At 25.8% G+C, this 15,226-nt stretch carries 12 protein-coding genes; all 12 read right to left on the bottom strand.

What is annotated here, in order from left to right:
- Nucleotides 1–18: 18 nt before the first annotated feature.
- Nucleotides 19–1,836 (bottom strand): DNA primase, encoded by a 1,818-nt coding sequence (gene dnaG, locus TEGL_RS13120; protein WP_018592495.1) that lies wholly within the window; start codon nucleotides 1,834–1,836, stop codon nucleotides 19–21.
- Nucleotides 1,837–2,227: 391 nt separating this feature from the next.
- Complete coding sequence (locus TEGL_RS13125; protein ID WP_018592494.1) at nucleotides 2,228–2,827, bottom strand: radical SAM protein; 600 nt, start codon at nucleotides 2,825–2,827, stop codon at nucleotides 2,228–2,230.
- 29 nt (nucleotides 2,828–2,856) lie between these two features.
- Nucleotides 2,857–4,545: a multicopper oxidase family protein gene (locus TEGL_RS13130; RefSeq protein WP_018592493.1), complete on the bottom strand. Its 1,689-nt coding sequence runs from the start codon at nucleotides 4,543–4,545 to the stop codon at nucleotides 2,857–2,859.
- Between the two features lie 809 nt (nucleotides 4,546–5,354).
- The gene (locus tag TEGL_RS13135) at nucleotides 5,355–5,615 is read right to left on the bottom strand and encodes a hypothetical protein (RefSeq protein WP_018592491.1); all 261 of its coding nucleotides are present in this window, start codon (nucleotides 5,613–5,615) and stop codon (nucleotides 5,355–5,357) included.
- Between the two features lie 44 nt (nucleotides 5,616–5,659).
- Nucleotides 5,660–6,358, bottom strand: a complete 699-nt coding sequence (locus tag TEGL_RS13140; protein WP_018592490.1) for a polysaccharide deacetylase family protein — start codon at nucleotides 6,356–6,358, stop codon at nucleotides 5,660–5,662.
- Nucleotides 6,359–6,382: 24 nt separating this feature from the next.
- Complete coding sequence (locus tag TEGL_RS13145; RefSeq protein WP_081617921.1) at nucleotides 6,383–7,315, bottom strand: CAP-associated domain-containing protein; 933 nt, start codon at nucleotides 7,313–7,315, stop codon at nucleotides 6,383–6,385.
- A 141-nt stretch (nucleotides 7,316–7,456) separates the two neighbouring features.
- Nucleotides 7,457–8,260, bottom strand: coding sequence for an MORN repeat-containing protein (locus TEGL_RS13150; protein ID WP_018592488.1), 804 nt, complete (start codon nucleotides 8,258–8,260; stop codon nucleotides 7,457–7,459).
- A gap of 199 nt (nucleotides 8,261–8,459) precedes the next feature.
- Nucleotides 8,460–9,326, bottom strand: a complete 867-nt coding sequence (locus TEGL_RS13155; protein WP_018592487.1) for a YitT family protein — start codon at nucleotides 9,324–9,326, stop codon at nucleotides 8,460–8,462.
- A gap of 168 nt (nucleotides 9,327–9,494) precedes the next feature.
- A complete protein-coding gene (locus TEGL_RS13160; RefSeq protein ID WP_018592486.1) occupies nucleotides 9,495–10,448 on the bottom strand; it encodes a WG repeat-containing protein in 954 nt (317 codons plus the stop codon).
- A 132-nt stretch (nucleotides 10,449–10,580) separates the two neighbouring features.
- The gene (locus tag TEGL_RS13165; RefSeq protein WP_018592485.1) at nucleotides 10,581–12,011 is read right to left on the bottom strand and encodes a tetratricopeptide repeat protein; all 1,431 of its coding nucleotides are present in this window, start codon (nucleotides 12,009–12,011) and stop codon (nucleotides 10,581–10,583) included.
- Nucleotides 12,012–12,202: 191 nt separating this feature from the next.
- Entirely contained in the window at nucleotides 12,203–13,699 is a 1,497-nt protein-coding gene (locus TEGL_RS13170) for a VanW family protein (RefSeq protein WP_018592484.1), read from the bottom strand.
- A 29-nt stretch (nucleotides 13,700–13,728) separates the two neighbouring features.
- Entirely contained in the window at nucleotides 13,729–15,123 is a 1,395-nt protein-coding gene (locus tag TEGL_RS13175) for a hypothetical protein (RefSeq protein WP_018592483.1), read from the bottom strand.
- Between the last annotated feature and the right edge of the window lie 103 nt (nucleotides 15,124–15,226).

Consider the following 15,226-nt stretch of genomic DNA (forward strand, 5'->3'; position numbering starts at 1 on the left):
CAAACCTCCTTTCGTGAATTATAAGCTTTTTAAGCTCTTTTGTATATCTAATATTTTTAAAGTTATATTCATAATTTCTAATTCTACCTCTTTCATGGTGTCTTTATCTATTCTATTGTCACTTAAGCTTAATTCTAAATTTTTCTGCTTTTGAAGTAATTCATCAATTTCTTTGTGACGCTTATTCCTTTTCACATTTTTAATTATTTCATCAACATTTTTAGAATTATAAGTGCTTATGCTATTTAATGATATATTATCCAAATCCTTCAAATATTCTTCAGATATGTTTAAACTTTTGATTTTGTCAATAGTTATTTTGTCCAATTCTTTATTTTTAATTATTAGATTAAAAATTTCTTTACTGTCATTAATTAAGAAATCATTCTCACTAATTTTTAACAATGCAATAAGACGAAGTTCTTTATTTTCCATTAATAGTTTAATAAAGGTTTCTTCTACGAATTTTTCACCGTTTTCGATATTTTTAATCTTTTCTATTGGTTTTTGTTCAGTTTTTTCAAAATTATTATAATTTTTTTTACTTTTATTAAAATTTTTTCCAAAAACTTCTTCTTTCATTGCTTCCAAACTAATATTATATTCTTTACTTACATACTTAATGTAATAATCTTTTTCAACTGGAGATGATAAAGTCTTAATTATTAATGCTGCTTCTTTTGCAAATTTTATCAAATGTTCATCTTTATTAAAATCAAATTTTCTTTTTAAGATGTTAATTCGAAATACAATATGAGAAATTGAATTTTCTATAGCTTTCAAGAAACCTTCTTTTTTGTATTTTTTGATAAAGTCATCTGGATCTTTACAGTCCTTTAAATTCAAGATTTTAACATTTATATTTTGTCCTCTTAATATATCTATAGCTCTAAGAGTTGCTTTGACTCCTGCATCATCTGAATCATAGGATATTATAGCAGTAGATACATACCTTTTGATTAATTTTCCTTGTTCATTTGTTAAGGCCGTACCAAGTGTGGCTACTACATTTTCTATTCCATGTTCATATAATGATATTAAGTCCATGTATCCTTCTACTAATATTAAGGTATCATTGCTTATACTTTTTTTAGCATAATTTAGTCCATATAAGTTAAATCTTTTATTAAATAGTAAAGAGTCAGGTGAATTAAGATATTTGGGCAATGAGTTATCAAGCACTCTTCCTCCAAAACCTATAACATTTCCTCTATAATCAAAAATTGGGAACATTACTCTATTTCTAAATCTGTCGTAATATTTATTACCATTTTCTTTATGCGTAACTAGTCCACTTTTAACTAAATCTTTTTTTTCATAACCTATTGATAATAAATAATCCATCAGACTATTCCATGAGTCTAGAGAATATCCTAACCCAAACTTTTTAATTATTTTATCGCTAAGCCCTCTTCTTCTAAGATAATCATACCCTGTATTTTGGGAATTAATCAAATTTGAAAAATAGAATCTGGCAGCTTTTAGATGAATATCTTGCATTAGTTTAATGCTTTCCATTTTTGCCTTATCTGCTTCACTTAAATTTGTTTTAAATTCTATTCCATTTTTTTCTGCTAATAATTTTACAGCCTCTATAAAGTCTAAATTTTCTATTTTCATAACAAAGTTTATAACATCTCCACCTTCACCACATCCAAAACATTTATAAATTTGTTTTTTCTGATTTACATGAAAAGATCCTGTTTTTTCATTATGAAATGGACATAGGCCACTATAATTACTTCCTGAATTTTTTAAGTTTATGTACTGAGATATTACATTTACAATATCACATCTGTTTTTAACTTCATCTATTAAATCTCTCATATTATTCATATTTTCACCCTCTGGTGTATTATTCGTAACATTTCTATTTTACATTAAATTTTTCATTTGTCAAATACTATTATACATAATTCGACTTTTTTTGTTAATACCCTTCTTTTTTTTATTACTTTTTATAACTTTTTTCAAGAATATATATTTTTATTTTCACACCTTAATTTCTTTCATTTGTCGAATTGCACTATAAAATATGTTTTTTTCAAATATTTCAATTCATGTTTTATAATGTTTTGTTTATTTAATAAATTTATATTCTTTCTCCTTGACAATTTTAATTATTTTGGATTCGATATTTATAGTATTAAAATAAATCTAAAAATTATGTGATTTTATTAAAAATAAAAGCATTTGATTATAAATCAAATGCTTTTATTTTTAATATTCACTTTTCAAATGTATAATTTTCAAATTCCTCAAAGTTATTTAATATTCTACCTTCTTCATTAATAAATATATGTGTCAAATTGAAACTCATTTCTTTATTTACAGTAGATTTTATTACATTCATATTTCCTTTTAAATATTTTTTAAAATCTTTATATAAATCATCATCAATGTAATAAATATATACATTTTTAAACTTTTCAAACTTTTTTAATATATGCTTATAGTTTCTATATTCAAATGCTGTAAGTATGATATTTCCCTCATAAGATAGAGTTTCTGGTATATCCATTAATCCTGTAGTTACTATATTAACCTCTAATCTTTTTTCTAACGCAAAATTTACTATTTCATCTAAATCTTCATAGAAAAACGGATCTCCACCTGTAAAATATACCTTTTTTATGCCCAAATTACATAATGAATCTATTATTCCTATCCAGCTACTACAAATTAGTTCTTTTTCTATATTATTATATGGAGTACATAAGCATAAGTAATTTAAATATTTTCCACAATTTTTGCATCCTCCGCTACATATATTATTTAACTTAATATGAGCTGTTAAAGTATCTTTCTCATTTAAATATAAATACATATAACCTCCTATTTAATCACATGTATATTTTATTCTTCTGAAAGAACAAGTTGTGGCCTAACTAAATAATTATCTTTTTGTTCTAGAATTTGAGAACTTATAATATATTCTGGTCCATCACTTGTATTAAATGAAAAATAATTTTCACCTATATTAACTTCATTCATTATATAAGTTGGTGCATATCTAATAATTATTCTAGTGATATATGATGGAGGACAATGTAAGGTATCTTTAAACCCTCTTTCATATTTTTCAGGCAATATAACTGAACCTTCATATAAATCATCTAAATCCATAGGTTTTAATACTTTATTTTTTTCATATTTTTCTTTGCATTTATCTTTATTAACTTTTTGTCTTTCAACAATTTGAAAATTAGCTAAATGTATGTGTAAGCATACATTATCATCACATAGGTTTATAAATTCCCATAAAAAAGTTGAACCAACTTTGACTATAATATCTGGAGGGTTTGTATATATGTCATTATTTATAAAATATCCATCTTTGCATTCTCCCTTTTTTCGTTCATAAAAAAAAGTTGAAATTTTATTAGAGTTAATTTTCATAGGAGGATATTTGATAAAATTTTGTGGCAAATTATACTCTATTTTTTTACTAATTTTTGTAATAGTAAATTTCATAATATCTTGGCATTCATCTACAGATAATAAGTTTTTCATTATAACCGTATCATTTTTTTTATATTTAGAAAAATCTATAAGCAAGTCAATCCTTTCTCCTGGATATAATACAAAATTTAATAATTCTTGTGGTTTATCAATATATCCACCATCACTTCCTATTTGGATCATCTTGCTATTATCAGACAAAGCTATCTTATAGGGCCTACTATTAGAACTATTTAGTATATTAAATCTGTACAATTGGTTTTTAACATCTAAATTAGGCCATACTTTACCATTAACTAAAATCGTTTCACCATAAAATTTTGATTTCCAATAAGGATGACTTAAATTAGTTTTTTCATCTTCATAATAAAGAGAACCATCTTCATAAAATGACTTATCTTGAATAATTAATGGAATATGATACTCATCCTTTGGTAAGTTATGCTTTTGGTCTTTTATAAAATATAAACCACACAATCCTGAGTAAACTGAATATCTTGATACTCCCGGACTTTGTTCATAGTACCAAAGCATAGCACTACTTTGCTTATTTGTATATTTATAATAATTGGTGGAATAAGTTGGTCCCTTAATCCCTGTTGCTGTATACCAAGCTTTAGGGTGACCATCGTAAATTGGAGGTGCACACATTCCATGAACATGCATGACTAAAGTAGGAGGCCACTGGCCTTCTTTAGAATCATCCTCTAAATCATTAGATATTATATTATTAGGGTTAGACCAAGCAAGTGTCTTATCAATTTTAAACATGTATTCTCCTAATATTTTATTATTCCATTGTATATTTGTACTAACATCTCTATCCACTTCAAACGTAGGTCCTGGTGAATGCTTCACATATTTAATACCTTTGTTATTTTCATCTTTGCAAAGCCCCCCAAACCCCCATACCTTTGTTTTATTAAAGCCTTCTGGTAATATTTGTTGATAAAATTCGCATGCATCTACACTATAGTGTTGATTTATCTTATCTTCTCTTTTATAAAAAGATGGTACAAAAACAGGTAGTTTATTTAATTTATTTTTGAATTTAGGAATAAAGGATGGATTTAATTTCTTCATAAATATACTATTTTTCACCTACCTTTTAATGTTCTATATAAAAAGAATTATTATAATTAAATATATGTTTTTTATTTTTTTTAATTCCTCATATGTACATAAGAAAAACTCTCATGAAAGTACTTATTTACTATCATGAGAGTACATATTCGTTACTGTAAAAATTAAATTTTTAAATTTTTTAGTGATTAAATCACTCTATATTATTTACATTTACAACGCTTCATCTTATTAAGGCAATTATGGCTACAAGTTTTTTTCTTATGACAACTCTCATTTACAAAATTAACATTAAATTTAATTGTATTTTTCTTGTCTAAGCGACAACACTCTCTTTCACAGCAGCAATTCCCCTTAAAATCGCATATACATTCAAAGCAGTGTCCACATTTACATTCAAAAACAAATCTACAACCCCTCTTGCTTTTCTGGAAAAGAATCATATTGCAAAAGCATCCACATTTGCAACAACGTCTAAATTTACGACAGCGCTTACACATACATGATCTTTCACATAGCTGATCACAATGATGGTTTTCATGATGACATTTTTTTTCACAATGGCAATGTTCTTTATAGCTTTTGCCTTTACAACAACTTTTACGCTTGTCCTTATCCATATATTCCACCCCTCTCTAAGGATTATTTTTTAGCTTATCCTTGATATACTATATGTTAAGTTTAAAAAACTTGTTACTACATGTAATATAATTAATTATTTTTATATTTAAAGTCAAAAAAAGGAGCTAAATGCTCCTTTTTAATATTTTCATTTTATTTTGTTGATAATTTTCTCTCTTTAATTTTTCTTATCTGCACTTAGTTAATCCATTTATTTTTGTTATATAAGCAATATCTTTACTTAATCTAATAAGACTTGTAAGGTAATATGAATCCGTACTCCTTGGTACCTTTTTCCTTATAACTAAATCAATGGCAGTTTTTGCACTGTCAAAACACCTAAGGTGAGTATGACCATCTTTAAATGTTTTTTTAGTGTTATAAGCAATATAACCATTTTTCACTTGAAAAATGATAAATTCTCTTTTTTCATACACTTTATTATACATTTAACCAAATCCTTTTAGTTATTGTAATTATATCTCATTAAATTTTATTTATTAATTAGCTCTGATACAGTAACAAATTTGTATCCTTTTTTCATCATCTCAGGAATTATTCTATCTAACGCTTTTACAGTGTTTTCTGTTGCATAATCATGAAGCAAAATTATGTCTCCATTTTGAGCTTTATTTATTATAATATTAGAAATTTGTGATGAAGGTGGATTTTTCCAATCTTTAGCATCGATAGTAGTCCAAAGTATTATTTTATACCCACATTCTTTTGCTATTTCCCCCAACTTATCCTTACTATAACTTCCATATGGAGGCCTAAATAAAGTCGGTTTTTTTCCTGTTAGTTTAACTAACGTATCCTCACATTCTTTTATTTCTTTCTTTATATCTTCACTACTTAAGTTACTAATGTCAGGATGAGTAAAGGTATGATTACCTATTTCATGTCCTTCTTTAGCTGCTCTTATTAATGGTTCGCTATACCAATTAGCATGCTTTCCTACCACAAAGAAAGTTCCTTTAACATTATACTTATTTAGCACATCTAAAACTTCATGAGTTTCTTTTGGATGCGGCCCATCGTCAAAGGTTAATGCTATTATTTTTTCTTCTCGTGAACCATTTTTAAAAAATATATCGTTATTTTGTACTAATGAAGATACCTCATAATAATTAGGAATTATAATAAACAAGGTTATCATAAATAATAAAATGCTTTTAACTTTAGATGTCATTATAGTCTTACTTCCTTCCTTGTATTAACCAAAAAAGTTTTCTGTGTAGTAAGTTTTATATTTACCTCCAAATACAACTCCTACACCGATATATTTATAATTCCCCAAAATATTTTTTCTATGACCATCTGAATTCATCCATCCATTATGAACAAATATTGCACTTGTTTGGCCAACTGCAATATTTTCTCCTGCGCTTAAATAATTAATTCCTTCTTTTTCCATTCTATCAAATGGAGTTTCATTTTTTAAATTTACATGATCAAAAAAATCATTATTTTTCATATCTTCACTATGTTTTATAGCACATATAGTTGTTTTTTCATCATAAGATAATCCATTTAAATTATATTTATATCGTGTACTATTTACTAAGTCTATTATTTGATACATAAAACTTTTTTCAATATCCTTATCTTGTGGAGCATATATATTTTTCATTTCATCTTCACAAGATTTTTCAATTATTTGATAAGCACAAATTTTATTTTTATTAAACTTGTCATAGAACGCTGTAATATATTTTTTATTTTTATATATGACGCTATACTCATCATTAGAAGATATCTCATATTTTATATTTCCTTTGTTTTTATACTTTAACGCTTGGTAATTTTCTTTTATATATTTTATATCTTTATTAATATAAATCCCTTCGTTTTCACAAGAATCAATATTATTTGTAAATAAAGCTACTACTTTATTATTCTTTATTCCTACCATAACAAAATTTTCTTTATAAGCATTGTACACATACCAATTAAAGTTATACTCACTTTTGTCTATTCTATTCGGTTTATTTATTCTTTTTATAACAGAGTCTTTTGAATCACCTATTTTAATTTTTTTAAAGTTATATACTTTTTTTGTATTAGTTTCTTTATTATCATCTTTTTCAATTCTTATTTCTGAGTCTTTTTTCAAAAATTTTTCTTGTATTGCATTTCTAACTTCCATAAAATAACCTGCATTATAAAAAAACACCAGAAATATCACCAGAAATATAGATATTATTTTCTTCAAAATATCACCCTTTCAAATCGAAGTGAAATAAAAACAAATTCACTAGTATTAAAAAAGCTTTATCCTAAGATAAAGCTATAATTTAACACAAAATAATTCGTCTAAACTCCTTCCAAAAACAGATGGTTTATCGAATTTCCATGTTCCATCATAAATTAATTCTCCATTTAAATAAAAAGTACCTTGTCCATGTTTTTTACCATGCATGAATTCCCCCTCATATCTTTTACCTTCACTCCAAATATAAGTTCCAAATCCATGTATTAGATTATTTTTCCACTGTCCCTCATAAATAATGTTTCCATCACAATCAAAACATTGGCCTTCTCCATCCATTTTTCCTTCTTTAAACTCTCCATTATATTTTACGCTATCACTCCACGTAAATATTCCTGTTCCATGTTTTTTACCATCTTTCCATTCACCTATGTATTCATCTCCATTTGAATAACTCATTTGGCCTATTCCATTCATTAAGTCGCCCTTGAATTTTCCTAAATAAAGGTTGCCATTTTCAAATTTGCATTCACCAATACCTTCTCTTAAGTTATTTTCAAATTCACCTAAATATTCCATGATAACTTTACCATCATTATTCATTACATAATAGCCCCTACCATGTAATTCATTTTTCTGTATTTTTCCTATGTATTTATCTCCATTTGAAAAATAGTAAATCTTATCCTTGCTACATGAAAATTCGTCTTCTTCATTTAATTCCTCTTTTTCCACTAAAGACATTTCTTCCTCAGTTGCTATAGCTTGTTTTTTTTCTGCTTTTCTTTTCATACTTTCAACTGATCTAATCGTTTTTTTGTAGATATTAATCTCTCTTAAGTAATCCTTATATATATTAACAAAATCTTTTGATATACTCATCCTCATCCCCCATTTTCTCTATGGTATTTCATATATATTATTATAAAGTAATAGAAATTTTTTTTCCACACTTACTTAATTTTATAATTGTGTATATATTCATTTTATTAATCTTTTGAAGATTATAATATAAACTACATATGAAAATACTTATTTGTATTTTAAATTAATAAAAGCCAGAGCATAGTCTGGCTTTACTTTATAAAAATTTTTCTTTAAATCCTTTACCCTTAACTTCATTTATATCATTAACTGAAATAAAAGCCCTATCATCGTATTTTAATGCTATTTCTTTTATTTTTGGAATTTCCCTAGATAAAACTACACAATAAATAATTTTTTTCTTTTCATGAGTATATCCACCTTCTGCATTTAAAAATGTAACTCCTCTAACTAAATTATCCATAATTTCAGCTGCTATAGGTTCTGAATTATTAGAAAATACCATGACTGCTTTTTCATCATTTAGAGCATCTTTTATATAATTCATAACTTGAGCATTTATAAACATTGAAATCAAAGTATATAAAGCTAAATTTGCTCCAAATAATAAAGAACTTACAGATACAATGGCTAAATTTGTTCCGAAACTAGTAGTTTTCATCGCAATATTTAATTTATTCTTTAGTATCGCGCCTAGTATATCTGTACCTCCAAGAGACGATTTTGTTCTAAATACTAATCCATTACCTATCCCACATAATATTCCACCATACACACTTTGTAGTAGTATATCATCAATTGGAATAATATTTCCTATATTTTGTGTTATACCAATAATTACAGAAAAAAGTATCATATTTATTAGACTCGTAATTAAAAAATCTTTTTCTAAAAATATAAACCCTAGAATAAAAATAGGTACATTAATAAGAAACGTAATCAATCCAACATTTATATTAGATAAGTAATTAATTGCTGTTGATACACCAGCTACTCCTCCACTTAACAAATGTGCCTGTCTTAAGAAACCATTTACTCCAATGGACATAATCGTAATACCCACTATTATTATTGAGTACCTTACATAAATATTGTCATGCTCCATTGTATTAACCTTACTCATAAAACACCCTCCAAATAAATAAAACAAATTGTAACTAACGTTTTTCTTGTTTTTTACATTACTATATTATCATATTTCTTACAACTATGCATGATTTATTTCATTTTTTTTTCAAAGGGAAATTTTGCTTTCAATCAATTTTTCTTCCAAATCCTTCATTTTCTATATTTATTTCGTAAATCCATGTATAATTATTTTTCCACTTTTATCAATGTAATTATTTTTACTTTCATTAATTTGAGCATATCCTTCTAGAAAATCAGATATTGATTTGTAAACAGGTTTAATTACCATTTCTCCTTCCTTATTGATAAAACCCCAATGCCCCTGTGAGAAATGTCCTTTTTTTACATTGACCCTTGCCAATCCTTCGTTAAAACTACATGCATAATCAAATTTTGTGTCAATAACTAATTTTCCACTTTTATCTATATACCCCCATTTATTATTAATGCATACAGGTGCCAAATCTTCTTTAAACCCTTTTGCTTTATCATATAAATAATTAATTACTAACTTCCCATTCTCATCTATATAACCCCATTTATTTTCTTTTCTAACACTAGCTAAATTTTGAGAAAAGTCAGAGCCCATAATAAAATCCCCATCTATTATTATATTTCCACTTTTATCTATATATCCGTATCTATTTTTAATTTCTACTAAAGCCCTTTCATCATAAAAGTTATTTACATAAGAAAAAACAGGATCTATAACCATCTCTCCTTGATTATTTATAAATCCCCACTTTTTATTTAATCTAACTCCACAAAGCCCTTCATTAAAATTTAAAGCTGCTCTATATAAAGGTTTTATCTCTTGTTCTAAATTCACATTAAAAAATCCATACTTACCATCTATTCTAACTTTTGATAATCCTTCACAAAACTGATTTGCACTTTCAAGTTGCAAAAAGAAATTTACAACTCCTTTGTTATCTATATATCCAAAAACCCACTTTGTATTATTCCTTATTTTTTTTATATAAGTAACAATGCAGTAGCCTTCTTTAAACCTACTAGAAACATAATTGTATTTTGGCTTAATAGCCATATTATACTCGCTATCAATAAATCCATACTTACCATCTCTTAGTATTGGCAAAATCAACTCCCTACTCATCTAATCTCTCCTAAAAATAATAATCTTTCTATATCTTATTATTTTTTCAACTTACATATACTAAAATAAAATTTCTAAACCAATAAAAAAAGATATAGATTAAAATTTCAATCTATACCTTTCTACATCTTATTATTTTTTTAAAATATCTTTTACTTTTTCCGTCACAAGATAACTACTATCTGGGTCTTCATGTCTTAAAGAATAGAAGCTATCTTTTGCTTTTTGCAATTGGTCATTTTCATAATATAATATTCCCATTCTATAATAAGAATCATCGAAATATTCATAAGATTTAGGAAATGTATTAACATATCTTTGATAATAAGAAATAGCTTCATTATCTTTGTTTAATTTTTCATAGCATAAACCTGACTGATAAATAGATGCTGCTTTAAGAGTACCACTTTTACTGTTTTCAATTGCCAATTTAAAGTATCTTAAAGCGTTTTTATAATCTCCAGATTTTTCATATGAAATCCCCTTCATAAATAAAGCTTCTTCACCTTGCTTTATTAATTTAGCATCTTCGGCCTTTTGTTTTGCATCATCTAGTTCACTATTTGTTTTATCTAAATCTTCTTCTTTTTTAGAGATTTCACTTTCTTTCTTTTCCAATTCCTTATCCTTAGCACTTAACTCATTTTCTTTTTCAGAAATAGCCTCCTGCTTTTTACTTAATTCATCGTGCATCTTGTCTAATCTATTTTTACTGTATATTGCTGTGGCTCCTATAACTACTATTAATAATCCAACTATAATATAAGCCATATTTTTCTTTTTACTCAGTATATTTTTATGTTCTTTTAATTTTTCGATTTGTTTATTTTCTTTTTTAGCTACAGACACAGAAAACTCTTCTTCATTTATAGGATCATGGTCCTTATCAAATAAGTGATTATCCGCATCTACAAATCTAAGTCTATCTAATAACTCTTCCTTTTCTTTAATCTTACCCATTTTCTCATATAATAATATTAATATTATATATGGTTCAATAAGTTCAGGATCTTCTAATATTAAAGAGTCAAATATTTCCATAGATTCTTCATTCATTTCTTCATTGATAAATCTAATAGAGTGATTATATCTTTCTAAGAAAACCTTAAATTTTCTTGAAGACAATTTGTCTACATACTTTCTTGATAATTCATTATTTCCATAGCATTGAGCTGTATAAAAACTTTCAAAAGCTTTTGCAAAGTCACATTTCAATAATTTTAAAAGGCCTCTTAAATTTAAAATATCTTCATCTTTAGGGTTAAGTTGTAACGCCTCATCAACTAATCTAATAGCTGTTGTTATATAGCTTTTTTGTGCTAATTCTAGTGCATTATTATACTTATTATAAGACTCTAGTTTTATTTCCTTTGGTAATACATTTGTATGTGCTTTTAACTCCTGCTGTAAATTAAGTATTGTTTCATCTTTATAGTTTGAAGTAACATAAGACTGTTTTAATGCCTTTAAAGTTTCATTATTTTCATCTTCATCTATCTCAAAGAAAGTAAAGTCACTATTTTTTTCTTCAATTAAATCTATATTTAGAATTTTTCTAGGCATATTATCTATGTCTATTCTAATCTCTTCTCCTAAAATTTTAATCTCCTCCCTTACATTGCATATACTCTAAGATATCATATTTGTTATATTAAGTCAAAAAATTATATATCTACAGATATTTTGTATAATTTTATTTTTAAATATATTGCATATTAAAAATAAAAAGACCTAGATTAAACTAGGTCCATAATTTACTCTTTTTCTACAGACATATTGCCTTCCTTTTGGATATTATTGTTACTATCCTTATCATCGTTGCTATTATTATTTTCTTCTTCACTATTATCTTCATTTTTATTAGAATTGTTGCTAGAGTTATCAGTAGTAGAAGAATTATCCTCTTCCTTCTCAGATGGCTTTTCCTCTTTTTTCGTTCCTATTGCCACAACCTTTTGTTTAGATGGATAAAAAGAAGATGCTACTTTTTCTTTTTTTACTTCTTTTCCATTCTCATCATAATAAATTCTATAAGTTGACACAGTATAAGAATCTCTTCCATGTTCTAGTATTTTTTCTTTTCCTTTTTCCAATGTTGGATCTTTTTCTTCTTTAATTGGAGGTTTAGTTACTTTATCTATACTTGTGCTAATTTTTATATTTTGTTTTTCTTTATTGTTTCCATAAACCTGACAAGTGATTACTCCATTATTGTAGTAATTTTTAATATATACTGGTTGGTCATAATCATTCTTAAACACAAAATCTAATCCACTATCAGATACAACAGCATCTCTACCCTTATCTACGTAACTTGATGGTATAGAATGATTAGATACTTTCACTATATCAAGGCCTGCATATAAAACTGCATTATACAAAGTTGTAGAAACTTGACATACGCCACCACCTACACCTTGCACAGCTTCTCCACTAACAATTACTGTTGCATTTTTATATCCATTTTTAACTGTTCTTAATCCTGTATGTTTATTGTAAGAAAATTCTTCTCCTGGCATTAATAATACACCACTTGTTCTCTCTGTTGCTATTTTAATATTTTCTATCCTACCAGGACTTACATCAGACAATGTTGTTTGATAGCTTCCAAGTAAAGTATTTATATCTTTTAAATCTTCTTTTTTAATTTTAGGTTCTACTTTTGTAACAACTAAACTTTCTTCAAATAGTCCTTTTTGCAAAGATTTTTTTAAATTAGCTATTGTGGAACTAATATCAACTTGTAAACCAGCTTTATCTTGACTAATTTCAATACTATTATCTAAAACATTTAACTTTGCATCTTTCATGCTTACATTAACTTCTTCTGATACTTTTTCAAGTTCTGAAGTTACTTTAGCTTCATCACAATCAACAACTACATTTATATAATTTTTAATACCAAAAGTAGATTTTAATGTATCTATAATATTAACAAAAATATTTTTATCTCTATTAACTTTATAGGCATTATCTATTGTTTTATCTATATCGTAATTAGTATCTATGTCATTATGATTAATACGCCATATTTTATCATTATATTTAAATGTTATTGTGTCAATTTTGTATTCACTTAATATTTTCTTTTTTGCATCTTCCTTGCTTAAATTTCCTACATCAATATTTTTCACATAGGTATTTTTAGCTATTTTGTCATTATTAATTTGCATATAACTAAATCCGAAAGTTAAAATTAAGATACTACTTAGTATAATAATAGCTAAATTTATTCCTTTTAAATTTTTCATTATGTGTCTCCTTGTTGTATTACTTATGTTTAAACATGTTGTACTTTGTCATTCTCTAAATTATAGACAGTTTTGTCATAAATATTGATCATATATATTTCTTTAGGTTTAAACCAATTAAACCAACCTGCTTTAACCGTAAAATAGTAATATATATTGCCATTTTGTTTTATCATATTTTTTACTTCATCATTACTATATTTTTCTTGTTTATCTTCACCTAGCAATTCTATACTATTATAGTCTTTTTCATTTTCTTTTAGTTTGTCCTCTAATATTGATTTAGCTTCGTCTTTGTTTATAGAGAAAATTATTTGACCACTATCTTCATCTATTTTAAAGTATGCATCGCAATAATTACAATTATAATCTTTTTTGTCTGATTTATATGAATAAAGTTTTTTAGTATCAGTATCAATCAACACCTCATTAACTACTTTATCATTTTTCATTACTTCACCATAGTAATATCTTTTTCCATTTACTGTTTGCAAGTAAGATACTACAGATAAATCATCTTTATTTTCATTACTTCTTCTTGATATTAAATTTATAATATCGCTACTTGTCATAGTATAATTAGAAACGTATTTATTATACTGATCTGTTAGGTCATTTATTTCCTCTTCATCATAGTATGGGCTTAAGTAGCTTAAATATTTTAATGCTTCCTCATATCTTCCTTCATTTGCTAAGCTTTTCGCTTGATTAATATAATAATCATGCATTACCTTTATACATTCTTTTTTTGCATTTTGTGCCAAAGAATAATATTTTTCATCTTCTTTAAGTACTTTATCATACAACTCTATTGCTTCATGATATTTTTTTATAGACTGATTTTTAGTTCCTTCTTTATATATTTTCCTTGATTCATAAATAGATTCTATATTTTGTTTATACTCATCCAATCCTTCATTAACACCACTTAAAGAAGAAGTTATTTGTAAAAATGAAGATGCTGATTCATACGTAATATTTTCTTCTTTATACATTTCATCTACTCTTTTTCCTAAGTCTATTAGATTTTCCGGGTCAATACTTATAGGGTTTAGTACATTTATTATATTTACAAGTCCCATGTATTGTTCTTTTGTTACCTGACCATTGATATACATATCTGCATTATTAATAAGCAATGAAGATAACTTCTTAGATACTTTTTTATTAAATCTACTCATCTTAGAATTAGAAAATTTTTTTTCTACGTCATCATAGTAATTTTCAGCCATAGTATACTGTCTATCTTCTATATATGTAATTAAAGTATTAACCTCATTATTTATATTGAAATTATCGCTACTAAAATAAAGAACTATGAGTAAAAGTAATAATGCCAATGCTGAGAATGAAATTCTAACTATATTTCGTCTATTATCATATATTAAATTAACAATTTTATCATAAAATGCCCTAAAATTCATTATTTCTTCCTTTCTTAAATTAATTTTTCCATAAACAAACTTTTATTAATTATAACATAAATGTGCATATTTTTCATATTTTCATTCATATTACTAAGAAATC

The organism is Terrisporobacter glycolicus ATCC 14880 = DSM 1288 (assembly GCF_036812735.1).
In the GTDB taxonomy this organism is placed as follows: Bacteria; Bacillota; Clostridia; order Peptostreptococcales; family Peptostreptococcaceae; genus Terrisporobacter; species Terrisporobacter glycolicus.

What these genes read in the sequence shown, in the direction of transcription:
- TEGL_RS13170 (WP_018592484.1), bottom strand. Translation starts at nt 13,699, where the DNA reads ATGAAAAATTTAAAAGGAATAAATTTAGCTATTATTATACTAAGTAGT.
- TEGL_RS13135 (WP_018592491.1), bottom strand. Translation starts at nt 5,615, where the DNA reads ATGTATAATAAAGTGTATGAAAAAAGAGAATTTATCATTTTTCAAGTG.
- TEGL_RS13175 (WP_018592483.1), bottom strand. Translation starts at nt 15,123, where the DNA reads ATGAATTTTAGGGCATTTTATGATAAAATTGTTAATTTAATATATGAT.
- TEGL_RS13145 (WP_081617921.1), bottom strand. Translation starts at nt 7,315, where the DNA reads ATGGAAGTTAGAAATGCAATACAAGAAAAATTTTTGAAAAAAGACTCA.
- TEGL_RS13140 (WP_018592490.1), bottom strand. Translation starts at nt 6,358, where the DNA reads ATGACATCTAAAGTTAAAAGCATTTTATTATTTATGATAACCTTGTTT.
- TEGL_RS13125 (WP_018592494.1), bottom strand. Translation starts at nt 2,827, where the DNA reads ATGTATTTATATTTAAATGAGAAAGATACTTTAACAGCTCATATTAAG.
- TEGL_RS13155 (WP_018592487.1), bottom strand. Translation starts at nt 9,326, where the DNA reads ATGAGTAAGGTTAATACAATGGAGCATGACAATATTTATGTAAGGTAC.
- dnaG (WP_018592495.1), bottom strand. Translation starts at nt 1,836, where the DNA reads ATGAATAATATGAGAGATTTAATAGATGAAGTTAAAAACAGATGTGAT.
- TEGL_RS13165 (WP_018592485.1), bottom strand. Translation starts at nt 12,011, where the DNA reads ATGCCTAGAAAAATTCTAAATATAGATTTAATTGAAGAAAAAAATAGT.
- TEGL_RS13130 (WP_018592493.1), bottom strand. Translation starts at nt 4,545, where the DNA reads ATGAAGAAATTAAATCCATCCTTTATTCCTAAATTCAAAAATAAATTA.
- TEGL_RS13160 (WP_018592486.1), bottom strand. Translation starts at nt 10,448, where the DNA reads ATGAGTAGGGAGTTGATTTTGCCAATACTAAGAGATGGTAAGTATGGA.
- TEGL_RS13150 (WP_018592488.1), bottom strand. Translation starts at nt 8,260, where the DNA reads ATGAGTATATCAAAAGATTTTGTTAATATATATAAGGATTACTTAAGA.